This is a genomic window from Salinimonas sediminis (assembly GCF_003429285.1).
Lineage (GTDB): Bacteria > Pseudomonadota > Gammaproteobacteria > Enterobacterales > Alteromonadaceae > Alteromonas > Alteromonas indica.
The window spans coordinates 1,966,721-1,983,990 of sequence record NZ_CP031769.1; the positions used below are offsets into that span (position 1 = coordinate 1,966,721).

Annotated in this window: 16 protein-coding genes; 13 read left to right on the top strand and 3 right to left on the bottom strand. The window is 49.2% G+C overall.

Annotation, left to right across the window (positions count from 1 at the left end; translation table 11 throughout):
- Positions 1–57 precede the first annotated feature (57 nt).
- The 7 genes from D0Y50_RS08850 (at position 58) to D0Y50_RS08880 (ending at position 7,953) form a co-directional block, all read left to right on the top strand.
- On the top strand, positions 58–2,418 hold the full coding sequence (locus D0Y50_RS08850) for a DNA internalization-related competence protein ComEC/Rec2 (RefSeq protein ID WP_232366515.1): 2,361 nt from the start codon (positions 58–60) through the stop codon (positions 2,416–2,418).
- A 102-nt stretch (positions 2,419–2,520) separates the two neighbouring features.
- Complete coding sequence (msbA, locus tag D0Y50_RS08855; protein ID WP_108567068.1) at positions 2,521–4,269, top strand: lipid A export permease/ATP-binding protein MsbA; 1,749 nt, start codon at positions 2,521–2,523, stop codon at positions 4,267–4,269.
- Between the two features lie 9 nt (positions 4,270–4,278).
- The gene (gene lpxK, locus D0Y50_RS08860) at positions 4,279–5,313 is read left to right on the top strand and encodes a tetraacyldisaccharide 4'-kinase (RefSeq protein ID WP_117316519.1); all 1,035 of its coding nucleotides are present in this window, start codon (positions 4,279–4,281) and stop codon (positions 5,311–5,313) included.
- Positions 5,303–5,497, top strand: coding sequence for a Trm112 family protein (locus D0Y50_RS08865; protein WP_108567010.1), 195 nt, complete (start codon positions 5,303–5,305; stop codon positions 5,495–5,497). The genes lpxK and D0Y50_RS08865 overlap by 11 nt, the downstream gene beginning before the upstream one ends.
- Positions 5,494–6,258, top strand: coding sequence for a 3-deoxy-manno-octulosonate cytidylyltransferase (gene kdsB / locus D0Y50_RS08870; protein WP_117316521.1), 765 nt, complete (start codon positions 5,494–5,496; stop codon positions 6,256–6,258). Before D0Y50_RS08865 ends, kdsB begins: the two co-directional genes overlap by 4 nt.
- A 31-nt stretch (positions 6,259–6,289) precedes the next feature.
- On the top strand, positions 6,290–6,949 hold the full coding sequence (locus D0Y50_RS08875) for an SDR family oxidoreductase (RefSeq protein WP_117316523.1): 660 nt from the start codon (positions 6,290–6,292) through the stop codon (positions 6,947–6,949).
- On the top strand, positions 6,943–7,953 hold the full coding sequence (locus D0Y50_RS08880) for a Kelch repeat-containing protein (protein WP_117316525.1): 1,011 nt from the start codon (positions 6,943–6,945) through the stop codon (positions 7,951–7,953). Before D0Y50_RS08875 ends, D0Y50_RS08880 begins: the two co-directional genes overlap by 7 nt.
- 122 nt (positions 7,954–8,075) lie before the next feature.
- Here the strand turns inward: D0Y50_RS08880 and rimO are convergent, their stop codons facing one another.
- On the bottom strand, positions 8,076–9,536 hold the full coding sequence (rimO, locus tag D0Y50_RS08885) for a 30S ribosomal protein S12 methylthiotransferase RimO (protein WP_117316527.1): 1,461 nt from the start codon (positions 9,534–9,536) through the stop codon (positions 8,076–8,078).
- 192 nt (positions 9,537–9,728) lie between these two features.
- Here rimO and D0Y50_RS08890 point away from each other — a divergent pair, with 192 nt between their 5' ends.
- On the top strand, positions 9,729–10,172 hold the full coding sequence (locus tag D0Y50_RS08890) for a MarR family winged helix-turn-helix transcriptional regulator (protein WP_108567015.1): 444 nt from the start codon (positions 9,729–9,731) through the stop codon (positions 10,170–10,172).
- A 215-nt stretch (positions 10,173–10,387) separates the two neighbouring features.
- On the top strand, positions 10,388–10,861 hold the full coding sequence (locus D0Y50_RS08895; RefSeq protein WP_117316528.1) for a DUF2919 family protein: 474 nt from the start codon (positions 10,388–10,390) through the stop codon (positions 10,859–10,861).
- A 31-nt stretch (positions 10,862–10,892) separates the two neighbouring features.
- Here the strand turns inward: D0Y50_RS08895 and D0Y50_RS08900 are convergent, their stop codons facing one another.
- Complete coding sequence (locus D0Y50_RS08900) at positions 10,893–11,300, bottom strand: hypothetical protein (RefSeq protein WP_108567017.1); 408 nt, start codon at positions 11,298–11,300, stop codon at positions 10,893–10,895.
- A 48-nt stretch (positions 11,301–11,348) separates the two neighbouring features.
- Positions 11,349–12,122 (bottom strand): tRNA cyclic N6-threonylcarbamoyladenosine(37) synthase TcdA, encoded by a 774-nt coding sequence (tcdA, locus tag D0Y50_RS08905; RefSeq protein ID WP_117316530.1) that lies wholly within the window; start codon positions 12,120–12,122, stop codon positions 11,349–11,351.
- Between the two features lie 219 nt (positions 12,123–12,341).
- Here tcdA and D0Y50_RS08910 point away from each other — a divergent pair, with 219 nt between their 5' ends.
- The 4 genes from D0Y50_RS08910 (at position 12,342) to D0Y50_RS08925 (ending at position 17,241) form a co-directional block, all read left to right on the top strand.
- Complete coding sequence (locus D0Y50_RS08910; protein WP_117316532.1) at positions 12,342–13,304, top strand: glutathione S-transferase family protein; 963 nt, start codon at positions 12,342–12,344, stop codon at positions 13,302–13,304.
- On the top strand, positions 13,298–14,191 hold the full coding sequence (locus D0Y50_RS08915) for a pirin family protein (RefSeq protein ID WP_117316534.1): 894 nt from the start codon (positions 13,298–13,300) through the stop codon (positions 14,189–14,191). Before D0Y50_RS08910 ends, D0Y50_RS08915 begins: the two co-directional genes overlap by 7 nt.
- 170 nt (positions 14,192–14,361) lie before the next feature.
- Complete coding sequence (locus D0Y50_RS08920) at positions 14,362–15,771, top strand: mannose-1-phosphate guanylyltransferase/mannose-6-phosphate isomerase (protein ID WP_117316536.1); 1,410 nt, start codon at positions 14,362–14,364, stop codon at positions 15,769–15,771.
- A gap of 9 nt (positions 15,772–15,780) precedes the next feature.
- Positions 15,781–17,241: a phosphohexomutase domain-containing protein gene (locus tag D0Y50_RS08925; protein WP_117316538.1), complete on the top strand. Its 1,461-nt coding sequence runs from the start codon at positions 15,781–15,783 to the stop codon at positions 17,239–17,241.
- Positions 17,242–17,270: the final 29 nt, after the last annotated feature.

The window sequence follows — 17,270 nt, forward strand, 5'->3', positions numbered from 1 at the left end:
ATTAAAACCACGTTCGCGCTTCAAGGCTATTCAATGGTCAAGCATACCACGATCTGGATGACATGTTTTTGCATCGCCTCGCTATCAGCGGTTATTTGGCCTGTTTTACCTCATCCGTTGCTGTTAACTGTTTGTTGGCTACTACTGGTTGGTTGCCATGTGTTGCTAAGGCAATCCAAATGGTATCGCTACTTTGTACCCGTTCGGCAAAGAAATAGTTTGCTACCTGAGTACTTGCTTTGGGCCATGATAGCGTTTAACGGTTTTTTGACGGGTTGTATATGGGGGGCGAGTTTAGGGTATTGGTATATCAGTTGGCAACAGCCAACCGAAAAATTTCAACAAGACGTCATACTCCCGGTGGCTGTAGAGCAGGTTCGCCCTGCCCATAGCACTACCCAGTGCATCCTCACCGTCGCACTGATAACTCACAGCCAGCATTACCCGCACACGGCGGCGCTGGATACCAAGTTGATAGCTGGGTGGCATAACTTTTGGTTAACCCCAAAAGCGCGGCTGTACTGGTATGCAGCGCAGCCATGCCCAACGCCGGGCCAGCGGCTTTTGGTCCGGGCCAGATTACGGCCGCTAACCTTTTTGCGTAACCCTGGCGGCCCAGACAGCGGTCGGCAGTACATCGCGCAACGTATCGTCGCCACAGGCTATGTGAAGTCCCTACTGCAACAATTACCCGCCTCTGCTGCCAGCTTGCATCAACGTATAAGCCAGGCCATCAGGCAATTGGCTATGCCCAACCAGCGTTGGACATTAGCCCTATTAACCGGTGATCGTAGCCAGCTTACCGATACCGACTGGCAGTCGCTTCAACATACCGGCACGGCACACTTATTTAGTATTTCGGGGATGCATTTAGCGCTTATCGCCGGTTGGGCAATACTTATAGCAAGTTACTGTATTTTACCGCTGGTCTCGTTATTCACGAGGGGCCGTGCTCAACCCCCTCTGCGGGGGGCGTTGATATTTATCACCTGGCTGATATGTGTAGCCTATACAGCCTTAGCAAACTGGCAGCTGCCCGTTTGCCGGGCTTTGTTATTATTGACCGTGGCTGGGCTGTGTTACCTGCGCGCAGCTTTCATACGCCACACCGATATGGCCCTGATAATGTTATGCGTTTGTTGTGTTGTATTCCCGTTTGCGGTCTATGGTTCAGGCCTGTACCTGAGTATTGGGGCAGTCATGGTTATCTGGCTCGTACATTGGCGGATACGACCAAACCTTACTTCGTTAATGGCACGGTGGCGTTGGTTCATGCTGTTGCAAGCGTGGCTTACAGTATGTTTGTTACCGTTAACCCTAGGCTTTTTTGATACATTCTCAGCCACTGCTCCGCTGATCAATTTATTGGTGATTCCGATTATTGGATTATTATTACCACTAGGAATGGGGGCCTTACTTGTATTGGTTTTAAGCAATGGAGCATGGTCTCAACCGCTACGGGTATTTGATCAGACGTTGGGGGGATTAACCACAGGCTTGCAAAATGTCGCATCGGCATTGCCGTTAGCTACAGTGTCGCTGTCATGGCTGTCCCTCGTGGCCTTGTTTGTGGCGATTTTACTACTTCTGGCGCCAGCTTTTTCAACCAAACGATGGTGTATAGGTATCTTATTGATGCCTGTGTTGAGTCAGTTTCTACCGTTTAATCCGCGCTACTGGTATTTACACGTGTTAGATGTAGGGCAGGGTACAGCATTGGTTTTTAGCCAGGGGGCCCGAGCTATTTTAGTCGATACCGGACCAGCATACCCTGGCGCTGCCAGTGCATTCGAACGCCACATTCAACCGGCTTTGCGCACTTTGAACCTGACCTCCTTGGATGCCGTGTACATCAGTCACGGTGACAATGACCACGCAGGCGGGGTGCCGCAAGCGCTGGCTTACGCCTCGGCCGGCCAGGCGCTAAGCTCTGTGGCCGGGTGTCAACAGGGATATCATGTACAATGGCAGCAATTAACTTTGACCGCGCTGTGGCCCCAGGCGGCAAATAACATAGATGACAATAATCACTCGTGTGTACTGTTGGTTGGCGATGGCATTAACCATGTATTGGCGCCCGGAGATATTGAAAAACAGGGTGAATATGGCATGTTGTATCATAGTGCTATCAGGCCCGTAGACGTACTTATTGCCCCACACCACGGCAGTGCCAGCAGCTCTGGTGCGCTATTTGTGGAGCGCTTTAAGCCTGACTACGTGGTATTTACCACTGCCCGGTTCAATCGATGGGGCTTTCCGGCCCCGTCGGTGACGAAACGCTACGCACAGGTCGGTAGCCAACAGCTTAACACGGCTGTGGGTGGCTATACTCGTTTTCGATTTAGCGAGGACGATGCGGTATCGGTGTTAAGTTATCAGCAACAGCACCCCAGATGGTACTATCGACCCCTGCAATAGGCTTTTTTAAGGTCGGCGGGCAATAAACCACGCCGACATATTATGGAATTTGGCCGGTAGCAGGTACACTATTGCGGTTATTTTTAGTGGTGAATGAAATACATGCAACAGACTGATTATTCGGGAAGCCAGATTAAGCGCTTTATGGGCTATCTGCGCCATTATAAGCTTGAATTTGCCGTGGCGGTCATTGGGATGATTGGCTATTCGGCCCTGGATACCTATGTGGTCGCGCACTTAAAAACGCTGATAGACGAGTCGTTGTCCAACAACGACAGCGCATTTTTGCGGGTGGCGGCATACGCTATTGTGCCGCTGTTTATCGTGCGCGGTATCTTCAATTTTATGGGCACCTACACCCTTAACTGGATTGGCGCTAAAGTAGTCATGCGGATGCGCCAGCAGCTGTTTGAAAAATACTTGCATTTACCGGTAGCCTTTCACGATACCCAAGCGGTAGGCAACCTTATCAGTAAGGTTACCTATGACACAGAGCAGGTCGCCAATGCTGCGGGTAAAGCCTTTTTGACGTTGGTACGTGAAGGCGCGTTGGTGATTGGCTTGCTGATCGTCATGTTTTATTATTCCTGGCAGTTGTCGCTAATATTTTTGCTAATCGGGCCCGTGGTGGCAGTGATTGTGGCATTAGTCAGCAAGCGCTTTCGCAAAGTCAGCCGCAGTATTCAGCAATCTATGGGAACGGTAACCGCCGCGGTCGAGCAAGCGGTGAAAGGACATAAAGTCATTTTGATGTTTGGTGGCCAGAAGATAGAGGAAGATCGCTTCGCGGCCAAAAATAATCATAACCGGCAACAGAATATGAAGCTGAATGTGACGCAAATATTAAGCGTGTCGTCTATTCAGGTGATTGCTTCTATCGCGCTGGCCTTTGTATTGTATATGGCGAGCATGCCTTCTATGATGCAGGACCTTACTGCGGGCACTTTTGTGAGTGTGGTGTTTTACATGGTGATGTTACTCAAACCGTTAAAACAATTAACCACGGTAAATAACGAATTTCAAAAGGGTATGGCTGCCTGTAGTAGTATTTTTGAAATACTGGACACGGCCGATGAAGATAATTCGGGTACTAACGAGCTTGGTCGGGCACGCGGTGAGCTTGTTTTTGATGACGTTACGTTCACCTACCCGGGGAAATCAACCCCAGCGCTGAAAAATATATCGTTCAGTGCCAATCCTGGGCAGACCATCGCTTTGGTCGGCCGCTCCGGCAGCGGAAAGTCCACCATATCAGCGTTGCTTACCCGCTTTTATTCGCCGCAACAGGGCACTATTTCAATTGATGGCTATCCGCTAAACGAGATCGAGTTAAAAGCCTTACGTCGTCAGTTTGCGTTGGTTTCCCAACATGTGGTGTTGTTCAATGATTCCATCGCTAACAATATTGCATATGGTGCCAATGAGTCGGTTACCCTTAAACAAATTGAAGAAGCCGCCAATATGGCGCATGTTACCGAATTTGTTGATCAGTTACCCGAGGGGCTGGACACTGTTATTGGAGAGAACGGTTTAATGCTATCCGGGGGCCAGCGGCAACGTATAGCGATTGCCCGGGCAATATTGGCAAATGCGCCGATTTTGATTCTGGATGAAGCCACCTCTGCGTTGGATACAGAATCTGAGCGATTAATTCAGGATGCGTTGGAAACCTTACAAAAATCCTGTACCAGCTTGGTTGTGGCACATCGCTTATCAACAATAGAAAATGCAGACCAGATAATGGTGGTTGAGCAGGGCGAAATTATCGAGCGGGGCCGCCACCAGGAGTTGTTGGAGAAAAAAGGCCCTTATTCACAATTACACGCGTTACAGTTTGGCGAGCAGTCCTAAGGTGGTCTGGTGAGCGTACTTGAGCGGGCCTGGTACCGCGCAGGTCCCTGGTTATGGCTGTTATGGCCACTGTCGTGGCTATTCGCCATTATCAGTGCCAGCCGGCGCTATCTGTTTAAAGCCGGTTTCAAAGCCAGTAGCAAGCCTGCGGGTACCTTGGTTATTGTGGTCGGGAATATCAGTGTCGGTGGCAACGGTAAAACGCCGGTGGTCATCGATGTCGCTGAATACTTGTTAAAACAGGGCTTGCGGCCAGGTATCCTGAGTCGTGGCTATGGTGGCAGCAATACAGTATTTCCCCATCTGGTCACCGCCGGTGATACCGCGGCTCAGGTTGGCGATGAACCCAAATTGATGGCCTTGCGTACCGGCGTGCCAGTGGTGACCGATCCGAAACGGGCACGCGGTGCCAACTGGTTGCGCGAGCAACATCAATGCAATGTCATCGTCTGTGATGATGGCTTGCAACACTATGCCTTAAAGCGCGATATGGAACTGGTGGTAATGGATGAGCGCCGCTTCGGTAATGGCCATCTGTTACCCATGGGCCCACTTCGCGAAGGTGTATGGCGGTTGGATACCGTGGATATGATAATTCACAATGTCAGACAGTTTGGTAGCGCCAGATTGTTGGGCGTAGCCCCTGCGCAATACCCAATGCAGCTGGCGCCTAACCACTTTGTTAATGTTGCAGATCCCTCTCTCACACAATCTTTAGCAACGTTTATGGAGACTGACCGCAACATTACTGCGCTGGCCGGCATTGGAAATCCGGCACGGTTTTTTAGTCAATTAGATAACCTTGGTATTTCCTGCAAGCAGCAAATCCCGTTTGCTGACCATTATGAATTTAGCCCGCAGGATATACCATCGGGCACAGTTGTTATGACCGAAAAAGACGCCGTGAAAGTGGCCTCGTTTGCCCACGATGATTGTTGGTATATAAAAGTGTCAGCCCAGCTCCCGCAGGCGTTTTACCATCAGCTAGACCAGAAACTGGCGCCGTTTAAAAAAATACAGAAGGAACATGATCATGGTATTTGATATTAAACTACTCGATGTACTGGCTTGTCCGGTATGCAAAGGAAAGCTTACCGCCGGCAGTGATAAGCGTACCCTGGTCTGTCGGTTTGACCGGCTGGCCTATCCTGTACGTGATGGTATTGCGGTCTTAATTGAAACTGAAGCGCAGCCATTAACCCAGGCGCAACTGGATGATATGAAATGAACACGGCCAATGATTTAGCCTTCACTGTGATTATTCCTGCGCGCTACGGCTCTAGCCGGTTTCCCGGTAAGCCCCTGGCCGATATCAATGGTAAACCCATGGTTGCGCATGTGATTGAACGTGCTCAAGAGGCTGGCGCACAAGCTATTGTAGTGGCGACTGATGATGATCGTATTGCCAGTGCCGTAGCCAACCTATGCCAGGTATGTATGACCCGTACCGGCCATAATTCCGGTACTGAGCGGATAGCCGAAGTCATCAGCACTTTGCAAATACCGGCCGATGCGGTAGTGGTAAATGTACAAGGCGATGAGCCATTCGTGCCAGCCTGTAATATTCGACAGGTAGCGCAAAACCTGGCGCAGCAGAGTAGCGCACCGATGGCTACATTAGCCACCCCATTTTTAAATGCTGATGACATTGCTAACCCCAATATGGTGAAAGTGGTAACCAATCACGCCGGCCATGCGTTGTATTTCTCGCGCTCGGCGATGCCTTATGATCGCGCGGCGATGCTGGAAAATACAGCGGCAATCGATCCTTCACATTATTTACGACATATTGGACTATATGCGTACCGGGCAGGTTATGTAAGGCAATATGTGGACTACGCACCCTGTGCTCTGGAGTCACTTGAATCGCTGGAGCAACTACGCGCTTTGTGGTACGGCGATAACATTATCGTAGACGTAGCAGAGCAAGCGCCCCCCGGCGGCATAGATACGCCAGAGGATTTAGCCCATTTACTGACATTGTTATAAATAGACAGCAATTATAAAAGGAGAGAGCCAGGTGAACGTTGTTATCACAGGAGCAAACCGGGGTATCGGACTGGCGTTAGTTAACGCGTATTTGTCCCGTGGTGATACAGTTTACGCGCTGTGTCGCAATAGCTGTGATGAGCTTAACCGTAGTGGTGCACATATTCATTGCGGAATAGATGTCTCGCGCCCGGAAGTATTAGAGGAAGGCTTAGCCCCGCTGAAGAATGTCAAAATTGATATTTTGCTCAATAACGCAGGGGTCCTGGGGAAGGAAACGTTAGGTGACTGGGATCCCCATACCATTGATTATCAGTTCCGCGTTAATGCATTAGGGCCTCTATTGGTGACCCAACGCCTGTTGGGGAATCTTTCAAAAGACAGCAAAATAGGTTTGATGACCAGCCGGATGGGGTCGATGACCGACAATGGTTCGGGCGGATATTATGGTTACCGAATGTCCAAAGCTGCGTTAAATGCGGCGGGGGTGTCGCTGGCTAACGATTTACGGGATCGCGGAATAAGTGTTGCTTTGCTGCATCCAGGCTTTGTGCAAACTGAGATGGTTAATAACGCCGGTGATATAGATGCGCAGACAGCAGCCCAGCGTCTGGTACAGCGAATGGATGAGTTGACGCTGGCAGATACCGGTAAGTTTTATCATTCCAATGGTGAAGTACTGCCATGGTAAGCCGTCACCGGCTATCCAGGTTGCTTGGGCTGATTTGCCTGGCAGCCAGTGGCGCTGCCAGCGCCGCAGCTAAACCTATCTATCACTGGTCAGCAGGGCCGAATTTGCCTGCGCCGGTGCAGGAGATTTATCCGGCTGTGGTGCAGGGCAATATATATGTTGCTGGTGGCTTGGCGCAGGATGGCGAAGCGATATCTATCAGTGACGATGTTTTTGTATTGAAAGATAAGCCTACCTGGCAGCACACTGTCAGCTTACCTGAGCCTCGCCATCACGCCATGCTGGTAAACTATCGTGAAACCTTGTGGTTGTTTGGCGGCTTTATCAATTCTGCCAGGGGGCAGTGGACGAATACAGATGCTGTTATGTCACTTAACCTGCAAAAGAATCAGTGGGAAAAACAAACTCCCATGCCGAAGCTGGTATCTGAGACGGTAGCCATAAATTTGGCCGGAAAGATTCATGTTATTGGGGGGCGCACGGTTAAAGGTAAGGTCAACGGGCGGTGGCATGATCATACCGACACTGACTGGCATGGTGTCTTCGATCCTAAAGCCGATGTATGGACAACTGCAGCGTCCATGCCCACGCCTCGCAACAGCGCATGTGCGGTGGCTTACGATGACAAAATACATGTAATTGGAGGTCGCCAGGTTGACGGCGGGAATGTAGATAGGCATGAGGTTTACGATCCGGCTGACGATTCGTGGAAAACCTTACCGCGCTTACCTCAGGAACAGGCTGGCATAGCGTGTGTCGTTTATCGTCATGGCATATTTGTTTTTGGCGGTGAGCATTTTATCGATGGCGGTGATGTCTTTTCAGATGTATGGCGCTATGATTTACATCGTAAAAACTGGAGTAAAGTCTCCGTCATGCCTTTGCCCCGTCATGGATTGGGTGCGGTGCTCGCCGACGATAAAGTTTGGCTGATTGGTGGCGCGGCGAAAGCAGGAGCAAAGGCCACCAGTGATACTGTCAGCCAGTTAACCAGTTTGCAATAACCAACAGCAAGGCTGTATTACAGCCTTGCTGATATCCGCTAAAGCCCGGGGCAGTTGCTCTGGTGTCAGTATCATTTAACTGAGTTCAGGCTAAACGCTCCACCACGATAGGCTATAGCCGGCTATTCCATCACGGCGCTGTGGGCAGAATCAGCTTCCTCTTCGAGTTCATCTTCAACAGGAACAGCCCAGGTATCGTGATTGTCGGCATGGATTATTTCTGCCCACACCCGTTGACCGGGTTTAACGTCATACACACCGTTTAGGTGAACAATACCATCTACCTCCGGGGCATCAGCAAAAGTGCGTCCGGTAGCCCCTTCAGCATCAACGCTGTCAATCACAATCAAGTATTCTTTACCAATCCGCTCTTGTAGTTTCTGGGCACTGATACTTTCCTGGATTTCCATGAATCGTTGATGGCGCGCCTGTTTAATTTCCTCTGGTACGGGGTCTGCCAATTCATTTGCTTTGGCTCCCTCTACCGGTGAATACATAAAACAGCCTACACGGTCCAGCCGTGCTTCACGAATAAAGGTCAGTAACTCTTCAAACTCTTCTTCGGTTTCCCCTGGGAAACCTACTATGAACGTTGAGCGAATGATCAGCTCAGGACAGATTTCCCGCCATTTGCGAATTCGTTCAAGCGTCCGATCAGCACTACCTGGCCGCTTCATTAAGCGAAGGATACGTTTATTGGCGTGCTGTAATGGAATATCCAGGTAGGGCAGTATTTTGCCTTCATTCATCAATGGAATCAGGTCGTCCACATGCGGGTATGGATATACATAATGCAAGCGAACCCACATATCCATGCCCCCCAGCTTCTGGCATAACTGCTTAAGATGCGTTTTTACCGGCATCCCATCCCAGAACCCGGTTTGATGCTTAACATCAACGCCATAAGCACTGGTATCCTGCGAAATAACCAACAGTTCATTGACTCCACCTGCCTTCAGCCGTTTCGCTTCATCCAGAATTTCTCCGACTGGACGGCTAACTAAATCGCCGCGCATCGAGGGGATGATACAAAATGTACAACGATGGTTGCAGCCTTCTGAAATTTTAAGGTAAGCAAAATGGCGTGGGGTAAGCTTGATTCCATGGTCAGGCACCAAGTCGGCAAACGGATTGTGCGCCGGTTTGGGCAAGTGGGTATGTACCTGATTTACCACTTCCTCATAAGCGTGCGGGCCGGTTACCGCCAGGACGTTGGGGTGGACCTCACGTATTTCGTCATCTTTGATGCCCAGACAACCGGTGACAATAACCCGGCCGTTTTCTTTCAGGGCTTCGCCAATAGTATCGAGCGACTCTTCTACCGCCGCATCAATAAAACCACAGGTATTAACGATTACCAAATCAGCATCGTTATAGGTGGGGACCACATCATAACCTTCAGTGCGCAACTGCGTTAAAATACGCTCTGAATCGACCAGGTTTTTAGGGCAGCCCAAGCTAACAAAGCCAATTCTGGGACTTTGGTGGTCCGTCATAGCAGTGTCAGATTGCTGACTTCTAAGTACGTCAGCGGGACCACTTAATGTGGTGGTTTGGTTTGGGGTGTATTTCTCTACTGTCATTAATTAAAGCGGGGTTCATGTACTGATGGCGGTGATTATAGCATTAAGCACCAGTTCATCTCACTATTGTATTTACTGTGGTAGCAATTGCGCCTGAAAAGGCGCATTCTAGACCCCAGGTAAGTTGACCCATAATACATTAATCCGTACGGTGTCTCTTATAATTTTGTTTTACCCGTCAAGGATATACAGTTGCGTACTTTATTAAAGCAGCCCGCCGCTATCACCACCCAGGTGGCCCGCCAAATTATCCAGGCCAGAAACAGTTTGCTAGGAAAACTCGATATGGCCTTAAATAAATTTGACCTCACCGCTGCCCAGTATGGCGTACTGGATAGCCTCGCTGAGGCAGAGGAAGCCACCGCCGGGCAACTCTGTCAGCGGTTGAATTATGATAAGGGTGCGATGAGTCGAATGTTAGTGCGGCTGGAGAAAAAGAAACTAATTACCCGGCTGGTACAAAAAGAAGATGCCCGGGTTTTTAACCTGGCGCTATCCGCCAGTGGTGTGGCCATGTTCCCCAGCGCCCGCTCGTGCGTGGATAAAGTGTACGCAGATGTATTTGCACATATCAGTGGTAACGAATTAAATACCCTTCAGTCAGTGTTAGCCAATACCCTTACCACACGAAAATAACCTTCCTTGCCGTCGCTATTGGTAGTTTACATATCGCGCCGTGAGTGAATACCCCCCTGGTTTACTGCTAATGCCTATTTTTTTGCGCTTTAGCCTGGTATGTCTTTTGTGCTTTTACTTACGCTTTTTTTAGCAGGCGAAGTTCAGCAGGGGGTTGTTGTTTTTCAGCCAGACTCCATTACCATAGCCACAGTTTTTGCAACGTTAATGTGAATATGGCCATTCTTCCACTACCGCTGACTTATTACGATGAAGCCGGCATAATCAAGCCGCCCGTATGGCTGTACCTACTATTACTGGCCAATAGTGTGGACTGGCTTATTACTACGTTTGCTGTGGTAAGTATGCAGCATACTACGGTACTGCTGGGGATTTTTTACCCCCACTCTTCGTTACTATGGGTCAAATTAGTAGCCAGTGTGCCCTTTATCCTGGCGCTCCTGTTGATAGGTAATCGGGAAAGGCTATGGAAAAAAAGCTGGCGTCGCTGGGTGGGCGTTTTACGTTTGTTGTGCTGGGTAGGAATTATTGCCAGTGGCACATTACTTATGCAACAACTGTGGCTGAGCCATTGGGCTTTTCATTGGTGGCTGGCCATACAACTGGTAACCCTACTCTTATTTAGCGCGCTGCTAGCCCGAAGCCAACATCTGCGGCTGATGTTGGCTGATTGGCGCAAGGCAAGCTAACCCAGTAAGGGGTTACCTGCGCAGACAATGGCTATTGTGTTTTGGTTTGCAGCGCCTGGTCAAAATAGGCCTTCACACTGACATGGCTATCATTGACCAGTCGTTCATAGCAGATGCCGGCAAATGCATAAGAATGCTCACCGCTATCAAGTACAACAAAAGGGGCGTCTGGATTTGTTTGGTCGTAGCGCCATTCGCCACTCACCAAACGTCGATAAGTCTCACCCAGGTAGGCCCCGTAAATATTGCACAGGGTGAATACCGCACTATCTTCAAGTGCTTTATCCTGATATTTTTCGACAAACGCGAGTAATAGATCGTCCACCGCACGGATACTTTGCGCACTGTAATCCAGTTCAATGGCAAATTCTTCGCGCGCTGTTTGTACTGCATTATGTGCTGAGTCGCTCATCAGCTTTTCAAGTTCCTGTTGTTGCATCGGTATTCTCCTGTAGGCGTTGCAGTTGGGCAACCGTAAAAGGCGCAGTTACGCTGCGGTTATTCTATTAATGATACTTGCTGCTGCCAGCATCCCAAAGGTGGCTGTTACGGTAACACTGGCACCAAAGCCGCCAGCACAGTCCAGCCTGGTGCCATTTTCCATTGCCGATTTATTAAAACAAACACTGCCATCGGGCTGCGGATAGCGCAACTGTTCTGTGGAATATATGCATTCCACGCCAAACCGTCGTTTGGGGTTTTTGGAAAACCCATAGTTGCGACGTAATTCATTGCGTAACTTCGCGGCCAGCGGGTCTTGTATTGTTTTTGCCAGATCGCCCCGGGTTATCTGCACCGGATCGATTTGTCCCCCGGCACCTCCTATCGTAACGACTGGCATTTTATTGCGTTTGCAACAATATATGATAGCGGCTTTTGCCCGAATACTGTCAGTGGCTTCAATAACCGCATCGAACTGTGAAGTAATGTATTCTTGCACATTTTCGGCAGTAACAAAGTCTTCCACCTGGTGGACGGTGCAAGACGGATTGATTAATTGTATGCGCTGGGCCATCACGGTGACTTTAGGCTGTCCGATGGTGTTATCTAAGGCGTGTATTTGTCGGTTCGTATTGGTCAGGCAGACATCGTCCAAATCAATCAGGGTAATCTGACCTACACCTGAGCGTGCCAGTGCTTCAGCACTCCATGAGCCGACGCCCCCGATACCTACTACGCACACGTGACTGGCCGCCAAGCTGGCTAAGCCATCATCCCCGTATAGCCTGGCGGTACCGCCAAATCGTTGTTTATCACTCATAATGTTGCTCTTCCTATACTACCGAGGCCGTGCAAAAGGACTGCAAATGTAAATTAAGCCGGCCATTGTACCTAAAAATGCGTCGCGTATTAAACTGTCGAAAACCTAAAAGCGACCTGTGGGTTCGAAAAAGTCGAACAAACAATCCGAAACTGGCTGGCTTACGTTCAACAGTGTGTATGGTTTAATCGACTTCCGACACACAAAGTGGAGTAACAAATGGGCTTACTGGTAGATGGCAAATGGCAAGATAAGTGGTACGACACCGATAAAAACGCCGGCAAATTTGAGCGCCAGGAAGCCAGCTTCCGGCACTGGATACAAGATGCACAGGACGCCCGCTTTCCCCCGCAGCGCGACCGCTACCATCTTTATGTTTCGCTGGCGTGTCCATGGGCGCACCGTACGCTTATTATGCGCCAGCTAAAAGATCTTCAAGACATTATTAGTGTAAGCGTGGTATCGCCCGAGATGTTGGATAATGGTTGGACATTCGCCGGCTATCCTGACGCTACGGGCGATACGCTATACCGTAAGCAATTTTTGTATGAGCTATACACCATGGCAGATGCCCATGTCACGACGCGGGTTACTGTACCGCTACTTTGGGATAAACAGCAAAAGACCATCGTCAGCAACGAATCGGCAGATATTATACGAATGTTTAACAGCGAATTTAACACGCTGACGGGCAATACTGACGACTATTATCCAGCGCAGCTCGCACAAGAAATAGAGCAGGTAAATGCCTTGGTGTACCACAACATCAATAATGGCGTGTACAAAGCGGGTTTTGCCACGACACAGTCGGCGTATGAAGAAGCGGTGACATCACTGTTCAGAGCACTCGATACCATAGAACAGCGGTTGGTTCATCAACGCTATTTGTGTGGTAAGCAATTTACTGAAGCTGACTGGCGCTTATTTACGACACTTATTCGGTTTGATGCAGTATATTACGGCCACTTCAAATGTAACATTCGACGTATTGCCGACTATCCTGCACTTAGTGGTTATATGCGCGAGCTTTACCAACATCCAGGGGTGTCACAAACGGTTAATCTCAATCACATAAAACACCATTACTATTTTAGTCATACGATGGTTAACCCAACCCAGGTAGTGCCGTTAGGCCCTGAACTGGATCTTGATTCACCGCATGGCAGGGAGCAGTTATTTTGAAGCAGCGTCACGTCACGCATCGGCTATCCGGACAACCCGCTTCTGATGGCGCAGGAGTGAAATTACAGCGGATAATTGGCCAGCCCGCGCTACCCAGGCTGGATCCATTTTTATTATTAGACCATTTTAGCTCAGACCAGCCTGATGACTACATAGCCGGGTTTCCGGCCCATCCTCACCGCGGGTTCCAAACCGTTACTTATATGCTGGCCGGTAAAATGCGGCATCGCGATTCGAAGGCCAATGAAGGGATTATCTCGGCAGGCGGTATTCAGTGGATGAACGCGGGTAGGGGACTTATCCATGAAGAGATACCTCAGCAAACGGCGGGGTTGCTAAGTGGCTTTCAGTTGTGGGTCAACTTACCGGCGGAGCAAAAAATGTCCGACCCGGGGTATCAGGATATACCGCCTGAGGCTGTACCGCGTATCCAGCATAATAGTGCTACAATCGACATTCTGGCCGGTAGTGTTGAAGGGGTAACCGGCCCGGTTAAGCACGTGCCCGTAGACCCGTTATTCGTTCATATAAATACTGACCACGCCACCCAAGTTTCTGTTGCGATCACTGAGTCACATACGGCTTTTTGCTATTGTTATCAGGGTGGTCTGATTATTGCTGGCTCTAATGACGAAGATAATCAGCACGTGAACACTGTGCAAAACAATGCAACAACCAGTGCTGGTACGCAAATTAACGAAGGCGAACTTGCCGTGCTAAGCGAGGGGGCGAGTGTGACCCTGCAAATGGCGGCTAACAGCGGGTGTATTGTTATTGCCGGCGCCCCCTTGAACGAACCTGTAGTGCAATATGGTCCATTTGTAATGAATACTCAGCAACAGATAGACCAGGCGCTCAAAGATTATCAGGCGGGGAATTTTGGGTAATCGGCTATAAATTGTTCGCTTAGTAAAAAAGTGCCAGTTTTTTACATCTGTTTTGCTTCGAAAACAGTAAATAACGTGAGTTTATAAACAAGTTCATTGATTGCAAATTTGAGCTTGATTAACATGGCATTAGGACATTAAGGCTAAAGCCGTCAATCATAGGAAAGAGAATGAAACCAGTAATCTTGGCAGGTGGTACAGGCAGTCGTCTGTGGCCAAAATCACGCGCAGCACTTCCAAAGCAGTTTCTTGCGCTTACATCTGAGCAAACTATGCTGCAGGAAACATTAAGCCGTTTGCACGGGGTTCAGGCTTCTCATCCCATTGTAATCTGTAATGATGCGCATCGCTTTTTGGTGGCTGAGCAGCTACGGCAGCAAAATATCGAACATGGCGGTATTTTGCTGGAGCCAGTGGGGCGCAATACCGCACCCGCCATCGCGTTAGCGGCCTTGCACGCGTTGCAAAGTGATGCAGACGAAACCTTACTGGTATTGGCGGCCGACCACTTAATTAAAGATACTGGTGCCTTTCATCAGGCCATCGGTAAAGCGCAAAAGCTAGCCGATGCCGGATATCTGGTGACTTTCGGTATTGTGCCTGATGCCCCGCATACCGGCTACGGTTACATCAAAGCCGGTCAGGAATTAGAGACCGGTATGGCGGTAGCGCAGTTTGTTGAGAAACCAGATATGGCAACTGCTCAGACCTATGTGGATTCGGGCAATTACCTGTGGAATAGCGGCATGTTTATGTTCAAAGCATCCCGTTTTCTGGAAGAGCTGGAAAAATATAACCCCAAGATGCTGGAAATTTGCAAAAAGGCCATCGCAAGCGAATCACAGGACTTGGATTTCATTCGTATTGATGGTGATATTTTCGCGACCTGCCCGGATGACTCAATAGATTATGCGGTAATGGAAAAAACTGCCAAAGCCGCCATGGTGCCGCTGGATGCAGGCTGGTCAGACGTTGGTAGCTGGTCTTCCTTGTGGGAAACATCGGCCAAAGATGCAAACGGTAACGCGGTTATCGGTGATGCTATTTTGGAAAATGTTTCCAACAGCTACATCAACGCCGAAGAGCGCTTGATATCAGTAATTGGTTTAGACAATGTGGTAGTCGTGGAAACCAAAGATGCGATTATGGTGGCGCACAAAGATAAAGTGCAGGACATCAAAAACGTAGTGACCCGCCTGAAACAGGAAAAAAGACCTGAGTTTGAGTTTCACCGCGAAGTATTTCGGCCGTGGGGCAGTTACGACTCAATCGATCAAGGGGCCCGTTTCCAGGTTAAACGAATTACCGTGAAGCCCGGCGAGAAATTATCGGTGCAGATGCACCACCACCGCGCCGAGCACTGGATTGTTGTATCAGGGACTGCCAGTGTAACGATTGGTGAGGAAACCCGGATGGTAACCGAGAATGAGTCAACCTATATCCCGATTGGTGAGGTTCATGCGCTGGAAAACCCCGGCAAAATTCCGCTGGAATTGATTGAAGTACAGTCTGGTGCTTACTTAGGCGAAGACGATATTGTGCGATTTTCGGATCGTTACGGCCGTACAGCGAAAAAATAGGAAGGGACTATGACCAGAGCAATCACCTGTTTTAAAGCTTACGATATTCGCGGTGAGTTAAACGAGCAACTAGACGAAGAGGTTGCCTATCGGATTGGATACGCATTTTCCAGTGTGCTGACAGCCAGTAATGTGGTGGTCGGTGGTGACGTGCGTTTAACCTCTGCGCCACTTAAGCTGGCGCTCGCTGCAGGGCTGATAGACGGCGGTAGCGCGGTAATCGATTTGGGGCAGGCGGGCACCGAAGAAATTTATTTTGCTACCAAGTATCTGAAGGTAGATGGTGGTATTGAAGTGACAGCAAGCCATAATCCTATTAATTATAATGGGATGAAGCTAGTAAAAGCGGACGCCATTCCCATTAGCGGGGATACAGGCTTGCATGCTATCAAGCAAGCTGCTGAAGAACTCGACAGTGATTACGTGAAGCAGCGCCTGGCTGAGTATACCCAGCAAAAGCCTATTGATCCCAAGGCCTTCTATAATGGTCAGGGGCATATCGCGGTAAGCGTGCTGGAAAATAGTGGGAAATACAAGCAGGATAGCTGTCTGGATGCTTATATCGACCACTTACTCACCTATATTGAGTCAGCTAACTTTACGCCGTTAAAGCTGGTGGCCAATGCCGGTAACGGCGCCGCAGGCAAAGTGGTTGACGCTCTGGAAACAGCCTTCGAACAACGCCGTATTCCCATTGAATTTATCAAAGTTCATCATGATGCGGATCCGACCTTCCCCAATGGTATACCTAATCCACTGCTGCCAGAGAACCGCGCCGATACGGCGCAGGCCGTACGCGAACATAATGCGGACTTTGGAATGGCGTGGGATGGCGATTTCGACCGCTGTTTTTTGTTTGATGCTAAAGGTAACTTTATTGAAGGCTATTATATTGTTGGATTGCTTGCCCAAGCCTTTTTGGATAAAGATCCCAGTGCGAAAATTATTTACGATCCTCGTCTTTACTGGAACACAGAAGATATCGTGAATCGCGCAGGCGGCACCCCAGTCAAAAGCAAAACCGGACATGCCTTTATTAAAGAGCGTATGCGTAAGGAAGATGCTGTATACGGCGGCGAAATGAGTGCCCATCATTATTTTCGAGATTTTGCTTATTGCGATACAGGCATGATCCCATGGTTACTCGTGGCAGAACTGTTATGTACTAAAAAGCAAACATTAGCCTCGATGGTGGAACAACGTATAGCGGCTTACCCGTCTTCCGGTGAAATTAACAGTAAGTTGCAAGATGCTGACGCGGCGCTAGCCAGGGTACTTGAAAAATACCGGCCATTGGCTGAAGCCATTGATGAAACCGACGGAATTGGTTTGGAATTTGGGACATGGCGCTTTAATTTAAGAAAATCCAATACCGAGCCGGTTATTCGTCTGAATGTAGAGTCAAAAGGTGATATACCTTTGATGGAAGAAAAAACCGCAGAACTGTTGGCGCTAATTCGCGCAGAGTAAGCTCACCAATATATTATCTTTCGAAGGGA

Excerpts from the sequence above, each read along its gene's own strand:
- D0Y50_RS08880 (WP_117316525.1), top strand. The coding sequence starts at position 6,943 with ATGGTAAGCCGTCACCGGCTATCCAGGTTGCTTGGGCTGATTTGCCTG.
- kdsB (WP_117316521.1), top strand. The coding sequence starts at position 5,494 with ATGAACACGGCCAATGATTTAGCCTTCACTGTGATTATTCCTGCGCGC.
- D0Y50_RS08910 (WP_117316532.1), top strand. The coding sequence starts at position 12,342 with ATGGGCTTACTGGTAGATGGCAAATGGCAAGATAAGTGGTACGACACC.
- D0Y50_RS08925 (WP_117316538.1), top strand. The coding sequence starts at position 15,781 with ATGACCAGAGCAATCACCTGTTTTAAAGCTTACGATATTCGCGGTGAG.
- D0Y50_RS08865 (WP_108567010.1), top strand. The coding sequence starts at position 5,303 with ATGGTATTTGATATTAAACTACTCGATGTACTGGCTTGTCCGGTATGC.
- D0Y50_RS08900 (WP_108567017.1), bottom strand. The coding sequence starts at position 11,300 with ATGCAACAACAGGAACTTGAAAAGCTGATGAGCGACTCAGCACATAAT.
- rimO (WP_117316527.1), bottom strand. The coding sequence starts at position 9,536 with ATGACAGTAGAGAAATACACCCCAAACCAAACCACCACATTAAGTGGT.
- D0Y50_RS08920 (WP_117316536.1), top strand. The coding sequence starts at position 14,362 with ATGAAACCAGTAATCTTGGCAGGTGGTACAGGCAGTCGTCTGTGGCCA.
- tcdA (WP_117316530.1), bottom strand. The coding sequence starts at position 12,122 with ATGAGTGATAAACAACGATTTGGCGGTACCGCCAGGCTATACGGGGAT.
- D0Y50_RS08895 (WP_117316528.1), top strand. The coding sequence starts at position 10,388 with ATGGCCATTCTTCCACTACCGCTGACTTATTACGATGAAGCCGGCATA.
- msbA (WP_108567068.1), top strand. The coding sequence starts at position 2,521 with ATGCAACAGACTGATTATTCGGGAAGCCAGATTAAGCGCTTTATGGGC.
- D0Y50_RS08850 (WP_232366515.1), top strand. The coding sequence starts at position 58 with ATGACATGTTTTTGCATCGCCTCGCTATCAGCGGTTATTTGGCCTGTT.